Origin of the sequence: Olsenella profusa (genome assembly GCF_016900315.1) — a bacterium.
GTDB classification, from domain to species: domain Bacteria; phylum Actinomycetota; class Coriobacteriia; order Coriobacteriales; family Atopobiaceae; genus Thermophilibacter; species Thermophilibacter profusus_A.
Genome location: NZ_JACSNQ010000019.1, coordinates 22,961 through 37,392 on the forward strand (window position 1 = coordinate 22,961; position 14,432 = coordinate 37,392).

Genomic DNA, 14,432 nt, shown 5'->3' on the forward strand with positions numbered 1-14,432 from the left:
CTACTCCTTGCGGTGGAGGCGGGCGCCGGAGGCCGTGTCCTCGACCACCAGGCCCAGCGCGGTGATTCCGTCGCGGATGGCGTCGGCGAGCGCCCAGTTCTTCTGGGAGCGGGCCTCCTGCCGGGCGGCAAGCAGGACGTCGGCCGCCTCGGCGGCGGAGGCGCCCTCGTAGCCGGCGTGCTCGCGCGCGAGGTCGATGAGCCCGGCGGGCAGGTCGTCGTCGCCGGCCGAGCGGGAGAGCTCGATGCCCATGACGCCCGCAAGCTCGCAGAGCATGTCGGCGGCGCGCAGGCACACGGCGGTGGAGGTGTCGTCGGCGGCGTCGGCCAGGTAGGTGTTGGCGGCCGTCACCAGGCCGAAGATCGCGGCAAGCCCGCCGGCGGTGTTGAAGTCGTCGTCCATCTGGCGGCAGAACTCCTCGCGCGCCTCGTCGATGGCGCGGCCGAGGGCACGGTCGGCGGCGTTGAGCTCGCCGTCCTGCGGGGAGCGCTCGGCGGCCCAGCGCAGGTTGCGCGCGCAGGTCTGCAGGCGCTCGAGCGTGCCGGCGACGCCGTCGAGGCGCTCGAAGGAGAAGTCAAGCGGGGCGCGGTAGTGGGTCTGCAGCATGAGCAGGCGCACGGCGTCGGCCGGGTAGCGGTCGAGCACCTCCTTGAGCGTGTAGAAGTTGCCGAGGCTCTTGGACATCTTCTCGCCGTCCACGCGCAGCATGCCCGTGTGCATCCAGGTGTTGGCGAGCGCGCTGTCCCAGGCGCACATGGCCTGGGCGGTCTCGTTCTCGTGGTGCGGGAAGATGAGGTCGGCGCCGCCGCCGTGGATGTCGATCGGGCAGCCGAGGTAGCGGTGGATCATCGCGCAGCACTCGGTGTGCCAGCCGGGGCGGCCGTCGCCCCACGGGGAGGGCCAGCTCGGCTCTCCGGGCTTGGCCGCCTTCCAGAGGGCGAAGTCAAACGGGTCGCGCTTCTCGTCATTGACCTCCACGCGCTCGCCGGCGCGCATCTGGTCGAGGTCGCGGCCGGACAGGATGCCGTAGCTCGGATCCGAGCGCACGGAGAAGTAGACGTCGCCGGAGGGCACCGGGTAGGCGTGGCCGCGCTCGATGAGGGTGGAGATCATCTCCTGCATGGCCGCGATCTCGTGCGTGGCCCGCGGGCGGATGTCCGGGTCGAGCACGCCGAAGCGGTGCATCTGCTCGATGAAGGCGGCCGAGCACTCCTCGGCGACCTCGGCGGCGCTGCGACCCTGCTCGTTGGCGCGGTTGATGATCTTGTCGTCCACGTCGGTGAGGTTCTGGGCAAAGGTGACCTGGTAGCCCTTGTACATGAGGTAGCGACGAATCACGTCGAACGCGAGGAACGTGCGCGCGTTGCCGATGTGGATCTGGTCGTAGACGGTGGGGCCGCAGACGTACATGCGGATCTTGCCCTCCTCGATGGGGACGAGCTCCTCCTTCTTGTGCGTCTGGCTGTTATAGACGAGCATGGTGCGCTCCTTGGCGTCTGTCGGGGCTGAATCGTACGTCCGACCAGTATACGCCGGCCGGCGAGAAGAACCCGCCTCCGCTACGCCTCCGGGCGCTCGAGCAGGGCGACGGCCCAGGCGGCGATGCCCTCCTCGCGGCCCACGAAGCCGAGGCGCTCGGTGGTGGTGGCCTTCACGCCCACGCTCTCCACGCCCACGCCGAGCGCGGCCGCCATCCGCGCGCGCATCTCCTCGCGGTACGGCGCGAGCCTGGGAGCCTGCGCGGCGATGGTGCAGTCCACGTCCGCCACGCGCCAGCCGCGCTCGCGCACCAGCTCCGCCACCCTGCGCATGAGGCCGAGCGAGTCGGCGCCCTCGTAGGCGGGGTCGGTGTCCGGGAAGAGCTTGCCGATGTCGCCCTCGCGCAGCGCGCCGAGCACCGCGTCCATCACGGCGTGCGCGGCCACGTCGGCGTCAGAGTGGCCCGCCAGCCCGCGCTCGCAGGGCACGTGGACGCCGCCCAGGATCAGCCTGCGCCCCTCGGCGAACGCGTGCACGTCAAAGCCGTGTCCGATGCGCAGCATGTCAGACGGCCCCCTTCGGTCGGGCGGTCGCGGCGCGCCTCATCACGAAAGCAGTCTCTGCTCGAGCGCAGCCTCGGCGATGGCGAGGTCCTCGGGCACCGTGACCTTGATGTTGTCGCGCGGGGCCTCGACCACGCGCACCTTGCCGCCGATCCGCTCCACCAGCGAGGCGTCGTCGGTCCCCTGGTACTCCTCGCGCGCGGCGGAGCGGTGCGCGGCCGAGAGCTTGGCCGTGCGGAACACCTGCGGCGTCTGCGCGCACCAGTAGAACGAGCGGTCCGGCGTGGCGATGATCGTGTCGCCCTCCACCAGCTTGAGCGTGTCGACGGAGCGCGCGGCGAGAATGGCCCCGGAGAGCGTGGCGTCCCCGCGCACGGTGGCGATGGCGCGCTCGATGAGCTCCACCTCGATGAGCGGGCGCGCGGCGTCGTGCACCGCGACGAACTCGAGGTCTCGCGGGACGGCGGCGAGCCCCGAGCGCACGGAGTCCTGGCGCGTCGCCCCGGACGGGGCGAGGGCCACCGGCTTCCTGAGGGTCAGCGGCGCGAGCACGTCCTTCTCAACCTCGAGGACGCGGTCGGGGGCGCACACCACCACGATGCGCGCCACGGACGGCGCGTGGTCAAAGGCCAGGATTGACCAGCTCATGAGCGGAAGGCCGCAGAGCTCCACGAACTGCTTGCCGCGCGGGTCCCCGAAGCGCTCCCCGGAGCCGCCGGCAACGATGAGCGCGCAGGTGTCGGCGGCGTCGGCAACGGAGCCGACGCGCTCGGCACAGGCGCAGGGGCACGGCGTCGGCAGCCCGGTCGCGCCGGGATCGCCCGCGGCGGCCACCGCTACTCCCCCTTGCCCCACATGCGGTGCAGGCTGTTGGCGAGCACGCCGGGGTTCTTGACGCCGATCTCGCCGAGACGCGACGGGTCGTCATCCACGGCCTCGAGCACCTCCTGGAGCGAGCCATACTCGTCCACGATCTTGTCAGCCATGCCGTCGCGCACCACCGGCACGCGGGAGAGCGTGCGCAGGCCGAGCGGGGTCATGATGGAGTCCTCGCCACGGTCGTCGGTATAGCCGAGCAGGCGCGCCACGTACTTCGCGGAGCGCAGCTGGGTGTTGGCGGTGTCGTGAAGGCGCTTGCGGATGGCGCGCGCGGCGTCCTCTGAGGAGTCCACGGCGTAGTCGCGAATCATGAGGTTGTAGGCCTCGTCCATGCCCGCGAGGTACTCCTCGCGCTGCATCTTGGTGGTCTTGCCCTCGCGGCCGAGCTGGATGATGCAGTCGTCCAGCTCCTCACCGGCGGTCATGAGAACCTCGAAGAGGTAGAGGATGTCCGCGATGTCCCCGAGGGTCACGCAGTTGTCCAGCTCCAGGCTCGTGAGGTGCAGAAGGCGCCGGTCCAGCTGGGAGCGCGTGTTCTGCATGGCCACCGTGAGCTGGTTGACCGTGGCGAGAAGGTCGCTGACGCTCTTGAGCTCGTAGCCCTGCCCGTCAACGTAGACGTTCACCACGGAGCGGCGCGAGGAGACGGAGATGACCATCGCCTTGGTGAGCAGGCTCATCCGCGCCGCCGTGCGGTGGCGCGTGCCCGTCTCGGAGGTGGGCAGCGACGGGTCCGGGTTGAGGTGGTAGTTGGCGCGCAGGATCTTGGTGAGGTCGCGGTCGATCACCACGGCGCCGTCCATCTTGCAGAGCTCGAAGAGGCGGTTGGCGGTGAACGACACATCCAGGCGGAAGCCGTCGTCGCCGGCGGCGAGCACGTTCTCGGTGTCGCCCACGCACACGAGCGCACCGAGGTGCCCCGCCAGGATCATGTCGAGCGCGGTGCGCAGCGGGGTGCCGGGCGCCGTCTTGCGGATGGCGTCGTCAAGGCGCTGGCCACGCTTTGAGCTGCTGGTCTCGAACTGGGACGCATTCATGATGGGGCACCTCCGTCGCGTGCCGGCCCGCGCGGGGCGGGCCGGCGCTCCCTACGGTCTGAGTATAGCGGCTACTCCCCCGCCGTCAGAAGCCCGCCCGCGTCCGCGACGCTTGGACGGCCCTCCGGCCGCAGGGAGAGGTCCGGCGACGAGAGGTGCTCGCGGCGGCGCGGCGCGGGAATCTCGCCGACGGCGTGCTCGAAGACGAGCCTGCCGTCCTTCTCGTCTACGCGAATGATCTCGCCGCGGTGCCAGAGGTTCTGCAGCAGTTCCTCGGAGAGCGGGTCCTCAACGAGCGTCTGGATGGCGCGACGCAGCGGGCGCGCGCCGTAGACGGGGTCGGCGCCCTCCTTGGCCACGAAGTCGCGCGCGGCGTCCGTGAGCTCGATGGACATGCCCTGGGCGATGAGGCGCTCGCGCAGGTCCGCCACCATGAGCTCCACGATGCCGCGGAGCTGCTCGGGGGTGAGGGACTTGAACACCACGACCTCGTCCACGCGGTTCAGGAACTCCGGGCGGAAGTGCTTCTTGAGCTCGGACATCACGCGGCTCTCGATCTCCTTGTCGGAGAGGCCGCCGGCGCCCTGGGCCGAGAAGCCCATCGTGGTGGTCTGCGCGATGTCGCGCGCGCCGATGTTGGACGTCATGATGATGACCGTGTTGGAGAAGTCGACGTGGCGGCCCTGGCCGTCCGTGAGGCGGCCCTCCTCCAGGATCTGGAGCAGGACGTTGAACACGTCGGGGTGCGCCTTCTCGACCTCGTCAAAGAGCACCACCGAGTACGGGCGACGCCGGACGGCCTTGGTGAGCTCGCCGCCCTCGTCGTAGCCGACGTATCCGGGAGGGGCGCCGACGAGCTTGGAGACGGTGTGCTTCTCCATGAACTCGGACATGTCGAAGCTGATCAGCGCGTCCTCGGAGCCGAAGAGGAACTCCGCGAGCGCCTTGGCGAGCTCGGTCTTGCCCACGCCCGAGGGGCCCAGGAAGATGAACGAGCCGCCGGGGCGGCGCGGGTCCTTGAGCGGGGAGCGGCTGCGACGGATGGCGCGGGCCACCTTGGTCACGGCCTCGTCCTGGCCCACCACGCGCTGGTGCAGCACGTCCTCGCAGCGCAGCAGCTTGGAGGCCTCGGCCTCGGTGAGGCTGGAGACGGGCACGCCGGTCATGGAGGACACCACGTCGGCGATGTCGTCCTCGTCCACGGTCACCACGTTGGCGGCAAGCCGCTCGCGCCAGGCGGCCTCGAGCTCGTCGCGACGGGCCACGAGCGCCTTCTCCTCGTCGCGCAGGCGGGCGGCCTCCTCGAACTCCTGGGCCGCCGCCGCGGACGCCTTCTCGTCGCGCACGCGCGCGAGGTCGGCGTCGGTCTGGGCGATCTCAGGCGGCAGGGACATCTTGTGGACGCGCGTGCGGGCGCCGGCCTCGTCGAGCACGTCAATGGCCTTGTCCGGCAGGAAGCGGTCCTGCACGTAGCGGCTCGAGAGCGTCACGGCAGCCTGGACGGCCGCGTCGGTGTAGCGCACGTGGTGGTGCTTCTCGTAGCGGTCCTTGAGGCCCTCGATGATCTTGACGGTGTCCTCCGGAGAGGGCTCGCCGATGTTGACCGGCTGGAAGCGGCGCTCGAAGGCGGAGTCCTTCTCGATGTGCTTGCGGAACTCCTCGGCGGTGGTGGCGCCGATGACCTGGATCTCGCCGCGCGAGAGGGGCGGCTTCAGGATGGAGGCCGCGTCGATGGAGCCCTCGGCCGAGCCCGCGCCGATGACGGTGTGGATCTCGTCGATGAAGAGGATGTCCTCCTTGGACCCCTCGAGCTCGTTCACGACCTTCTTCATGCGCTCCTCGAACTCGCCGCGGTACTTGGAGCCGGCGACGAGGCTCGCCAGGTCGAGCGTCCAGATCTGCTTGCCGCGCAGGATGTCCGGCACGTTGCCGCTGGCGATGAGCTGGGCGAGGCCCTCCACGATGGCGGTCTTGCCCACGCCCGGGTCGCCGAGGATGAGCGGGTTGTTCTTCTGGCGGCGCGCCAGGACCTGCATGACGCGCTCGATCTCGCGGTCACGACCGATCACCGGGTCGAGCCTGCCGTCCGCGGCGAGCTTGGTGAGGTTGCGGCCGTACTGCTCCAGCACCGAGCCGTCCTCGGAGGACTGCTGCTGGGCGGGGCCGGGGCCGCCGAAGCCCGCCATGCGGACGTCGGCCGCCGCGGGCTGCTGGGACTCGGAGCTCTTGCCGGCGAGCTCGTTCACGGCGTTGCGCACGGCGTCGCCGGAGACGCCCATCTGGCGCAGGGCGTCCATGGCGCGGCCGTTGCCCTCGGCCACGATGCCCAGGAGCAGGTGCTCGGTGGCGATGTAGGTCTGCCCGTGCGTCATCGTCTCGCGGTAGGCGCCCTCCAGCACGCGCTTGGCGCGTGGCGTGAAGGGGATGTGCCCGCCCGGGACGGGCTCGTTCTCGCTCTGGGTGAGCCCGCGCACGGTGGCGAGAGTCTCGTCGTAGGTGACGTCGAGCTTGGCGAGCGCCTGGGCCGCCACGCCCTCGCCCTCCTTGATGAGCGCCAGCAGCAGGTGCTCGGTGCCCACGTACATCTGGCCAAGGTTTCTGGCCTCGTCCTGCGCAAGGCTCATCACCTTGCGCGCCTTGTCAGTGAACTTCTCAAACATGCGTCGGGTTCCCTCCCTCGTCGCTGTTCTCACAATTGTAGAGTGTACCCAGCCCGGCGGCCCGGCAAACCATTTAGGTGACACAACGTTACTAGTGCGGGGCGGGAGGTGCGTGTGGGTGCGGGGCGGCGGTTCTTCTCGCCGGTTTTCTCGCCCGACGCCCCTCTTGCACCAGGTGCACCCTCCGAGAGCCTCTCTCTGCCAAGTGCACCCCTCCGCTGGGTGCACTCCTCAAGTGCACCGCGCCATGAGTGCACCTAACGCCAAAAGGCCCGTTTTGGGTGCACTTGGCGCTAAATCCGGCAGAGGGCGAGTGCACTTGACGAGTACACCCCACATGACACTTGCCAAGTGCACTAGGAAAGCGCCCATCGCACGTCAGCCACCCTCTATGGTGATTCCGTAGGCCGGCACGGCGAGAAGAACCTGCCTCCAACCACGTCCCCGGCCCAGAAAGCCCCGCACCCAGCGGTTTCTCGCTGACTCGAACGCAAGTCGGACGCTAGCCGGAAGGTTACCGGCAGCTACGAGCAAGCGCCTCTCCCTACGATGGGGCGGTCAGGCATCCCCCAGGGCGGAAGGGGACGTATGAACGCCGTGCTCACGCAGGAGGACTCGCTCCGGCTGCTCAGAATCGTGCGGACAAGCCCCGAGCTGCGGCTCATCCCCTGTAGCGCACGCTCCCTCCGCACCGAGGAGGCAGGCCGATGCTCTCTTGACCTACCCCTCCTATGCGCCGCCCTGCCCGAACAGATGAGGACGCCAGCTCGCGAGCATCCGCTGCAGGTGCTGTCCTTCTCAAGAGAGGCACGCTGCAAGTCAGACTTCGTACATCCATCGGCCATGCTCTGCGACCCGCCCGACGACTCGTTCCTGGAGGTGGCCCGCACCGACGGGGCACCTCTGGCCGAAGGGGTCGGAAGCCAGGCACGCTTCTTCGTGGAGACGCCGGCGCTGAGCCTCATCAGGATGTCTCATTCCATGGAGCGTCGCGTCCGGGACGGCGCCTTCTCTCACGACGCGGCGCTGATCAGGCTGGCCGCGCTGGCCATGGAGATGTGTGGGACCTATGCGCGGGACCCCATCGACCCCGGGAGGGGCACCACGACCTACGACGTGTCCTCGCTGTGCTCTCGCACCGAGCTCGACGCCTTCCTGACCCAAGCCCCACGTCTTCACGGAATCCGCCTGGCCCGTCAGGCCACCGCGCTCGCACGCGACGACTCGGGCTCGCCGCATGAGACGCTGCTCTCGTTTGCCTTTCGGCTCTCCGCGCAGATGGGCGGCGCGGAATTTGCCGAGCCGCTCCCGAACACCCCGCTCGCATGGCCCGACCACGCCCGCCCCCTCCTCAAGCACCACGCGATGCGACCCGACTTTCACTGGCCGCAATACCTGCTCGCCAGCGAGTACCTTGGCGGAAAGCACGGGGAGGGGGACGAGTACGTCGAGGACAGCAATCGCGTGCAGGACTACCAGAGCTGCGGCTACAGCGTCTTCCCGGCAACCTACGAAGACATCCGAAGCACGCACGCACTCGGCCGCTATCTCGCGCGCCTTGTAAGGGTGATGGCGCTCCACGAGGACGATCGATTTGCTCGCGAGAAGAACGAGCTCCTGCTTGACCCGGACGTAATACAGGCGAGGGCGGTGCTCATCGCGCACCTCCTGCCGCCGCGGAGGTAAGTGCGGAACGGGGGCGGGCGCGGGACCTTCTGGGCAACATGGCACCACGCCGCCGCGCTTCCGAAACGGCGTCTTGGGTGACAGCGCCCCGGGTGCACCCGTTAAGTGCACCCGGGGCGCTGCTGATTTGACGTTATGTGCACCGAAAACCGGACTTTTTACGTCAGGTGCACCCGGGGTCGGGTGCACCTGAGGGGTGCACTTGGCGGCAGTGCGGTTGCCGGGTTGCACCTAGCGGCGGGGCAGCAGCCGCACTCGCCGGGGGCACGCTTGGCGGCAGGGCCGCCCCGGCCCGCCGCTACTTGCCGAAGGTGTCGCGGTCGGGCGCGATGGCGCGCATCGCGTCGATGGTGCGCGAGAAGAGCTCGTCGAGCTCCCAGCCGCAGAGCTCGGCGCCCTTGCGGATGACGTCGCGGTCGCACCCGGCGGCGAAGCGCTTGTCCTTGAACTTCTTCTTGAGTGACTTCACCTCGAAGTCCATCACGGACTTGCTCGGCCGCATGATGACGGCCGCGCCGATGAGACCCGTCAGCTCGTCCACGGCAAAGAGCACCTTCTCCATCGGCAGCTCGGGCGCCGGCAGGTCGGGGTTGTTGTCCGAGTTGTGGGACTGGATGGCGTGGATCAGCTCCTCGGAGCCGCCGGCCGCGCGCAGCCACTCGGCAGCGTAGGTGGTGTGGCCCGTCGGGTCGTCGCCGCGCTCCTCCCAGTCGAGGTCGTGCAGGATGCCCACGACCTCCCAGAAGTCGGCGTTGTCGGGATCCATCTCAAGGGCAAACTGGCGCAGCACGCCGCCCACCGTGCAGCCGTGCTCCAGGTGGAACTCCTCCTTGTTGTGCTCGGCGAGAAGGGCCAGCGCCTCGTCGCGCGTGAGCCCCGCGTCGAGCGCGGCCGGCCCCGTCGTGGCGCCCGAGCCAGCGGAGACCTTCTCGGCGTCCGCGGCGATGGCGTCCACCGAGGCGGCGGCGTTGTCCGTCACCACGCCCGCCACCTGGGCCTGAATGTCGGCGTGGGTGATGGTCTCGGGCTTCATGGCCGGGAAGAGCAGCACGTCGCGGATAGCCGGCTGGTCGCAGAAGAGCATGATCATGCGGTCGATGCCGTAGCCGATGCCGCCCGCCGGGGGCATACCGTACTCGAGGGCGCGCACGTAGTCGTAGTCGTAGCCCATGGCCTCGTCGTCGCCCATACCCTTGGCGGCCACCTGCTCGGCAAAGCGGCCCGCCTGGTCGACGGGGTCGTTGAGCTCGGAGAAGGCGTTGGCGTACTCGTGGCCGGCGATGACCAGCTCAAAGCGGTCGGTAAGGCGCGGGTCCTCCTCCTTGCGCTTGGAGAGCGGGCTCACCTCCTCCGGGTAGTCGCAGACGAAGGTGGGGTTGACGATGGTCTTCTCGCCAAGCTCGTCGTAGAGCTCAAAGAGGAGCTTGCCGGCACCCCAGGAGGGCTGCACCTCGATGCCGTTCTTCTCGCAGAGCTCGCGCAGGTGCTCCACCGGGGTGTCCATGTCCACGTGCTCGCCCACGCACGCGGAGGCGATCTCGGAGAGCGGGCGGCTGGCCCACTCGCCGGACATGTCGATCTGCTGGCCCTGGTAGGTGATGACCTCGTGGCCCTCCTCGCAGCCGCAGACCTCGCGCGCGATAGTCTTGAAGAGGCCCTCGGAGAGGCGCTTCATGCCCTCGAGGTCGGAGTAGGCGCAGTAGGCCTCCATCGAGGTGAACTCGGGGTTGTGCGTGAGGTCCATGCCCTCGTTGCGGAACTGGCGGCCGATCTCGAAGACGCGCTCCATGCCGCCCACAATGAGGCGCTTGAGCGGCAGCTCGGTGGCGATGCGCAGGTAGAAGTCGCGGTCAAGGGCGTTGAAGTGGGTCACGAACGGCTTGGCGTTGGCGCCGCCGAGAATGGCATGCATCATCGGCGTCTCCACCTCCATGTAGCCGTCGGCCTCCATGTAGCGGCGAATCAGGGAGATGATCTGGCTGCGCTTGCGGAAGACGTCGCGGACCTCGGGATTCATGATGAGGTCGACGTAGCGCTGGCGGTAGCGGACCTCGCGGTCGGTGAGTCCGTGGAACTTCTCGGGCAGCGGGCGCAGCGCCTTGGAGAGCACCGTCAGCGAGGTCGGCGAGACGGACAGCTGGCCGCGGCGCGTGCGCAGGACGGTGCCGGTGGCGCCGAGGATGTCGCCCAGGTCGAGCTGGGAGAGCAGCTCCCAGCCCCTCTCGCCGAGCACGTCGTGGCGGCAGAAGAGCTGGATGGAGCCCGTCACGTCCTCGAGCACGATGAAGGCGGCCTTGCCCTGCTTGCGCAGGGCGCGGATACGACCGGCGACGCTCGCCACGTCCTCGGTGTCGCTCCCGTCGGGCAGCTCGACATAGCGCTCCTCGAGCTCGGCGGCGTGCGCGGTGACCTCGGAGTGGATGGGGTAGGGGTTCACGCCCGCGTCGAGAAGCGCCTGGCGGCGGGCGCGGCGCATCGTGCGCTCGTCGGTCGCCGCGGCCCCCTGGGCGGTGGTTTGTGCCATGGTTGCTCCTGTCTTCTCACAGATGCGCCCCGTACCTGCTGGCATGCAGACACGGGGCGCCTCGCTTGCTTTGGATAAGGAAGTCCAGTCCTAGCGGGAGATCCCCGTAATGGTGTACTTCCTCGCTTTGCCGGAGGGCGCGACGACCTCGATCTCGTCACCCTTCTTGTGGCCCACCAGGGCGCTGCCCACGGGGGACTCGTTGGAGATCTTGTGCTCGAGGGAATTGGTCTCGGTGGTGCCCACGATGGTGAACGTGGACTTCTTGCCCTTCTCGTCCTCAAGCTCCACGGTGGTCCCGATGGAGACCGTGAGGTTGCGGCCGCTGCCGGCCTCCACGATGACCGCCTGGGAGAGGATCTGGCGAATCTCGTTGATGCGCGCGGCGTTGCGCGCCTCCTCCTCCTTGGCGGCGTCGTACTCGGAGTTCTCGGAGAGGTCGCCGAAGCCGCGGGCCTCCTTGATGCGCTCGACGATCTCCTCGTGCTTCTCGCCCTCGCGCAGGGCCAGCTCGTCGACAAGGCGCTGGCGGCCCTCGGGGGTGAGCTCGATCTTCTTGGCGTTGTCCATGTGCTGCTCCTACCTAAACGTGCTGCTCTGACTGCTGCGAACCACTAGTTGAGCTTGTTGCCGCACTTGGAGCAGAACTCGGCGTCGGCGGCGTTCTTGGCGCCGCACTTGGAGCAGAAGATAGCGTCGGAAGAGGCCTCCTCGGGGGCGTCGGCGTCATCCTCGTCCTCGATGACCTCGACGTCGTCATGGGACTCGATGGGGCTGTCGGACTTCTCGTCCTTGTCGTCGCCCTCCTCCATGCCCTCGCGGACGTTCTTCACGGTCTTGCCGAGGGCGGAGCCGATCTTGGGCAGGTTCTTGGGCCCGAAGATCAGCAGGATGACAACAACGATGACGACGAGCTCAAGCGGGCCCAATCCTAAAATCATGGTGAAGTGTCCTTCCGATGCGATGTCTCAAGCTGGGCCCGAGGCCCAATACAGCATCAGCTAGTATAGCCGAGGTTATGCGCACCTCACAATCTCTAAACGTCTCCAAACGCGAGAAGTTCGGCGCCCCGGACGCCGCGACTCGCCCGAGCCCGGGAGGAACCCTTGAGGGAGCTCGTCATCGGCCTTGTTGTCCTGACCGTCGTCTGTACCGCCGTGCTGGCCGCGCTGCCGTGGCTGCTGCGCCGACGCGGCGTGGACATGCTGCGGACGAAGTTCGGCATCACGCTCGTATTTGACTCGGAGGACCTCGACCACACGCCCGTACGCCTGCTCAACGTCAACGGCACCTTCCAGAGCGCCTGCTACGTGCCCGAGGACCTGCGCTTCGAGCTGGCGTGCGTGTACCACCGCGAGATGGCCGCCGTCATCGAGAGGCTCGTCGCGGCACGCGGGGCCAGCCGGGAGCGGCCGCTGCGCGTGATGGTCATGGGAGGGGGCGGCTACTCGCTGCCCAAGTACCTGGCCGCGTTCGTCCCGGCGGTGCGGACGGACGTGGTGGAGGTGGACCCCGCAATCACCCAGCTGGCGCGCGAGCGCTTCTTCCTCGACGAGTGCCTCGAGAGGACGGGCGCCGAGAAGGACGGGCGGCTGCGCCTGGTGACCGGCGACGCGTGGGCGTTCCTGCACGCAGCCGAGGACCCCTACGACGTGATCGTGAACGACGCGTTCTCCGGGAACCGGCCGCTCGGCCCGCTTGAAACCGACGAGGGCGCGCGCGTGATCCGCGAGCACCTGGCCGCGGGCGGCGTCTACCTGGCCAACGTGCGCTGCGCGTGCACCGGGCGCCGGTCGCGGCCGCTGCGCGAGGTCGAGGAGGCCTTCGGGCGCGAGTTCGCCCACGTCTGGTACGTGCCCGAGTGGCCGGACGAGCCGGAGAAGCCCGGCAACAACGCGCTAGTGGCCACCGACGCGACGCTGGCGATGCCGGAGGGCGCCGTCACGGTACGGTAGGGCGCGGGGCGCGGGGCTCGGGCGCTGGAGTGCTGGGCAGTGCGGGCCGCGGGCCAGGCATGCCCTTCGAAGCGGCCTTCATACGCCAGGTGCACCCGCCGGGGGCCTCCCATGCGTTAGGTGCCCCCGTCTGAGCTGTTCTCATACGCCAGGTGCACCCGCAAGCAATCTCCCATGCGCTAAGTGCACCCGGGATTGCGGCATTTTGACGTCAAGTGCACCCAAATCTAGGGATTTTGCGTCAAGTGCACCGAGGTCTCGGTGCACTTGGGGAGTGCACTTAAGCATGCGGGGCGGTCGGACGCGCCTACGGAGCGCACGTGCGGGGCTCGTCGGACAACCGGGTACACCTGCGCGGCACACCCGGGGAGTGGCGCCCCAAGAGGCGCACGTGCGCGTGGCGCGGGCGAGAAGGACGTCGGACCGCCACCCCACCGCGCCTACCCGAGTCGCCCGCCGAGTGCGAGTAGCGAGAAGAGCCGGTCGGCCGCGAGCGCGTAGAGCTCCGCGGCGCGCTCGAGCGCCTCGTCGAGCGGCATGGCGTCGATGGCCGTGGGCACCACCGCGTCCAGGCCCGGCAGGCCCGTCGCGCCGACGTCCATACCCCCGACCACGGCCACGCAGGGCACCCCCACCGCGGCGCACGCCGCCGCCACGCCGGCCACGACCTTGCCGCGCGCGGTCTGCGCGTCGGCGTGACCCTCGCCCGTGACGCAGAGGTCCGTCCGCGCGAGCCGTGCCGAGAAGCCCGTGAGCTCGAGCACGCGCGACACCCCGCTCTCGACCTGCGCGCCGAGAAACGCCATGCAGCCCGCGGCGAGCCCGCCGGCCGCGCCCGCCCCCGGGGCGTCGAAGTCGCGCCCGAACGTCACCTGGAGCACGCGCGCATACGAGCGCATCCCCGCGTCGAGCGCCGCCACTATCTCGGGCGTGGCGCCCTTCTGCGGGCCGAAGACCACGCTCGCCCCGTCCGGCCCGGTCAGCGGGTTGTCCACGTCGCACATCAGGTGGAAGGAGGCCTCCCCCACGCGCGGGTCCAGGCCGGAGAGGTCAAGCGTCGCCACACGTGCGAGGTCCTCCCCACGCCCGGCGAGCTCGCGGCCGCCCGCGTCCAGCAGGCGCACACCGAGCGCCCGCGCAAGGCCCAGCCCACCGTCGTTGGTGGCGCTGCCGCCCAGGGCTATCGTCACGTCCCGCGAGCCGGCGTCGAGCGCGGCGCGCACGAGCTCGCCGGTTCCGAAGGTGCTCGTAAGCAGCGGGTTCTTCTCGCCGGGCGAAAGCAGCGGCAGGCCGGAGGCGGCCGCCATCTCCACGACGGCGCACCCGCCGGGAAGCAGGGCGTACGCCGCCTCGACGGGACGGCCCAGCGGGTCGCTTGCGCGCACGCGTCGCAGCTCCCCGCCGCAGGCTTCCACGAGCGCGGCCGCCGTGCCCTCGCCGCCGTCGGCCATCGGGACGGTCTCGCACGCGCAGCTCGGGAAGTGCCGGTGCGCGGCCTCCCCCAGCAGGCGCGCGGTGTCCGCGGAGGTGAGCGTGCCCTTGAGCGAGTCGGACGCAAAGAGGAAGCGCGGCGCTGCCGTCATGGTGCCTCCCGTCGACGAGGTCGTTTCAGACAGTATAGGGGCGCGGGGGCAGCGCCGCGCTTCCTC

General features: G+C 69.4%; 11 protein-coding genes. 2 read left to right on the top strand and 9 right to left on the bottom strand.

The window, feature by feature from the left end; translation table 11 throughout:
- The 5 genes from cysS to H9X80_RS07870 form a co-directional block, all read right to left on the bottom strand.
- A complete protein-coding gene (gene cysS, locus H9X80_RS07850; protein ID WP_204793787.1) occupies positions 1-1,479 on the bottom strand; it encodes a cysteine--tRNA ligase in 1,479 nt (492 codons plus the stop codon).
- 80 nt (positions 1,480-1,559) lie between these two features.
- Positions 1,560-2,042: a 2-C-methyl-D-erythritol 2,4-cyclodiphosphate synthase gene (gene ispF / locus H9X80_RS07855; protein ID WP_204793788.1), complete on the bottom strand. Its 483-nt coding sequence runs from the start codon at positions 2,040-2,042 to the stop codon at positions 1,560-1,562.
- A gap of 42 nt (positions 2,043-2,084) precedes the next feature.
- Positions 2,085-2,876 carry a 2-C-methyl-D-erythritol 4-phosphate cytidylyltransferase gene (gene ispD / locus H9X80_RS07860; protein ID WP_342590898.1) on the bottom strand — a complete coding sequence of 264 codons (792 nt, stop codon included), beginning with the start codon at positions 2,874-2,876 and terminating at the stop codon, positions 2,085-2,087.
- 2 nt (positions 2,877-2,878) lie between these two features.
- The gene (gene disA, locus H9X80_RS07865; protein WP_204793789.1) at positions 2,879-3,958 is read right to left on the bottom strand and encodes a DNA integrity scanning diadenylate cyclase DisA; all 1,080 of its coding nucleotides are present in this window, start codon (positions 3,956-3,958) and stop codon (positions 2,879-2,881) included.
- A gap of 71 nt (positions 3,959-4,029) precedes the next feature.
- Positions 4,030-6,618: an ATP-dependent Clp protease ATP-binding subunit gene (locus tag H9X80_RS07870; protein WP_204793790.1), complete on the bottom strand. Its 2,589-nt coding sequence runs from the start codon at positions 6,616-6,618 to the stop codon at positions 4,030-4,032.
- A gap of 843 nt (positions 6,619-7,461) precedes the next feature.
- Here H9X80_RS07870 and H9X80_RS07875 point away from each other — a divergent pair.
- Positions 7,462-8,304: a hypothetical protein gene (locus tag H9X80_RS07875; RefSeq protein ID WP_204793791.1), complete on the top strand. Its 843-nt coding sequence runs from the start codon at positions 7,462-7,464 to the stop codon at positions 8,302-8,304.
- Positions 8,305-8,602: 298 nt separating this feature from the next.
- On the opposite strand, the gene lysS is transcribed toward H9X80_RS07875, so the two are convergent.
- The 3 genes from lysS to tatA form a co-directional block, all read right to left on the bottom strand.
- Positions 8,603-10,828, bottom strand: a complete 2,226-nt coding sequence (gene lysS / locus H9X80_RS07880; RefSeq protein WP_204793792.1) for a lysine--tRNA ligase — start codon at positions 10,826-10,828, stop codon at positions 8,603-8,605.
- 90 nt (positions 10,829-10,918) lie between these two features.
- Entirely contained in the window at positions 10,919-11,398 is a 480-nt protein-coding gene (gene greA, locus H9X80_RS07885) for a transcription elongation factor GreA (RefSeq protein ID WP_204793793.1), read from the bottom strand.
- A 44-nt stretch (positions 11,399-11,442) separates the two neighbouring features.
- Positions 11,443-11,769, bottom strand: a complete 327-nt coding sequence (tatA, locus tag H9X80_RS07890; RefSeq protein WP_204793794.1) for a twin-arginine translocase TatA/TatE family subunit — start codon at positions 11,767-11,769, stop codon at positions 11,443-11,445.
- Between the two features lie 165 nt (positions 11,770-11,934).
- Between tatA and H9X80_RS07895 the strand changes: the two genes are divergently transcribed.
- Positions 11,935-12,783, top strand: coding sequence for a spermidine synthase (locus H9X80_RS07895; protein ID WP_204793795.1), 849 nt, complete (start codon positions 11,935-11,937; stop codon positions 12,781-12,783).
- A 440-nt stretch (positions 12,784-13,223) separates the two neighbouring features.
- Here the strand turns inward: H9X80_RS07895 and H9X80_RS07900 are convergent, their stop codons facing one another.
- Positions 13,224-14,366: a glycerate kinase family protein gene (locus H9X80_RS07900; RefSeq protein WP_204793796.1), complete on the bottom strand. Its 1,143-nt coding sequence runs from the start codon at positions 14,364-14,366 to the stop codon at positions 13,224-13,226.
- Positions 14,367-14,432: the final 66 nt, after the last annotated feature.

Excerpts from the sequence above, each read along its gene's own strand:
- tatA (WP_204793794.1), bottom strand. The coding sequence starts at position 11,769 with ATGATTTTAGGATTGGGCCCGCTTGAGCTCGTCGTCATCGTTGTTGTC.
- H9X80_RS07875 (WP_204793791.1), top strand. The coding sequence starts at position 7,462 with ATGCTCTGCGACCCGCCCGACGACTCGTTCCTGGAGGTGGCCCGCACC.
- disA (WP_204793789.1), bottom strand. The coding sequence starts at position 3,958 with ATGAATGCGTCCCAGTTCGAGACCAGCAGCTCAAAGCGTGGCCAGCGC.
- H9X80_RS07870 (WP_204793790.1), bottom strand. The coding sequence starts at position 6,618 with ATGTTTGAGAAGTTCACTGACAAGGCGCGCAAGGTGATGAGCCTTGCG.
- ispF (WP_204793788.1), bottom strand. The coding sequence starts at position 2,042 with ATGCTGCGCATCGGACACGGCTTTGACGTGCACGCGTTCGCCGAGGGG.
- H9X80_RS07900 (WP_204793796.1), bottom strand. The coding sequence starts at position 14,366 with ATGACGGCAGCGCCGCGCTTCCTCTTTGCGTCCGACTCGCTCAAGGGC.
- greA (WP_204793793.1), bottom strand. The coding sequence starts at position 11,398 with ATGGACAACGCCAAGAAGATCGAGCTCACCCCCGAGGGCCGCCAGCGC.
- cysS (WP_204793787.1), bottom strand. The coding sequence starts at position 1,479 with ATGCTCGTCTATAACAGCCAGACGCACAAGAAGGAGGAGCTCGTCCCC.
- lysS (WP_204793792.1), bottom strand. The coding sequence starts at position 10,828 with ATGGCACAAACCACCGCCCAGGGGGCCGCGGCGACCGACGAGCGCACG.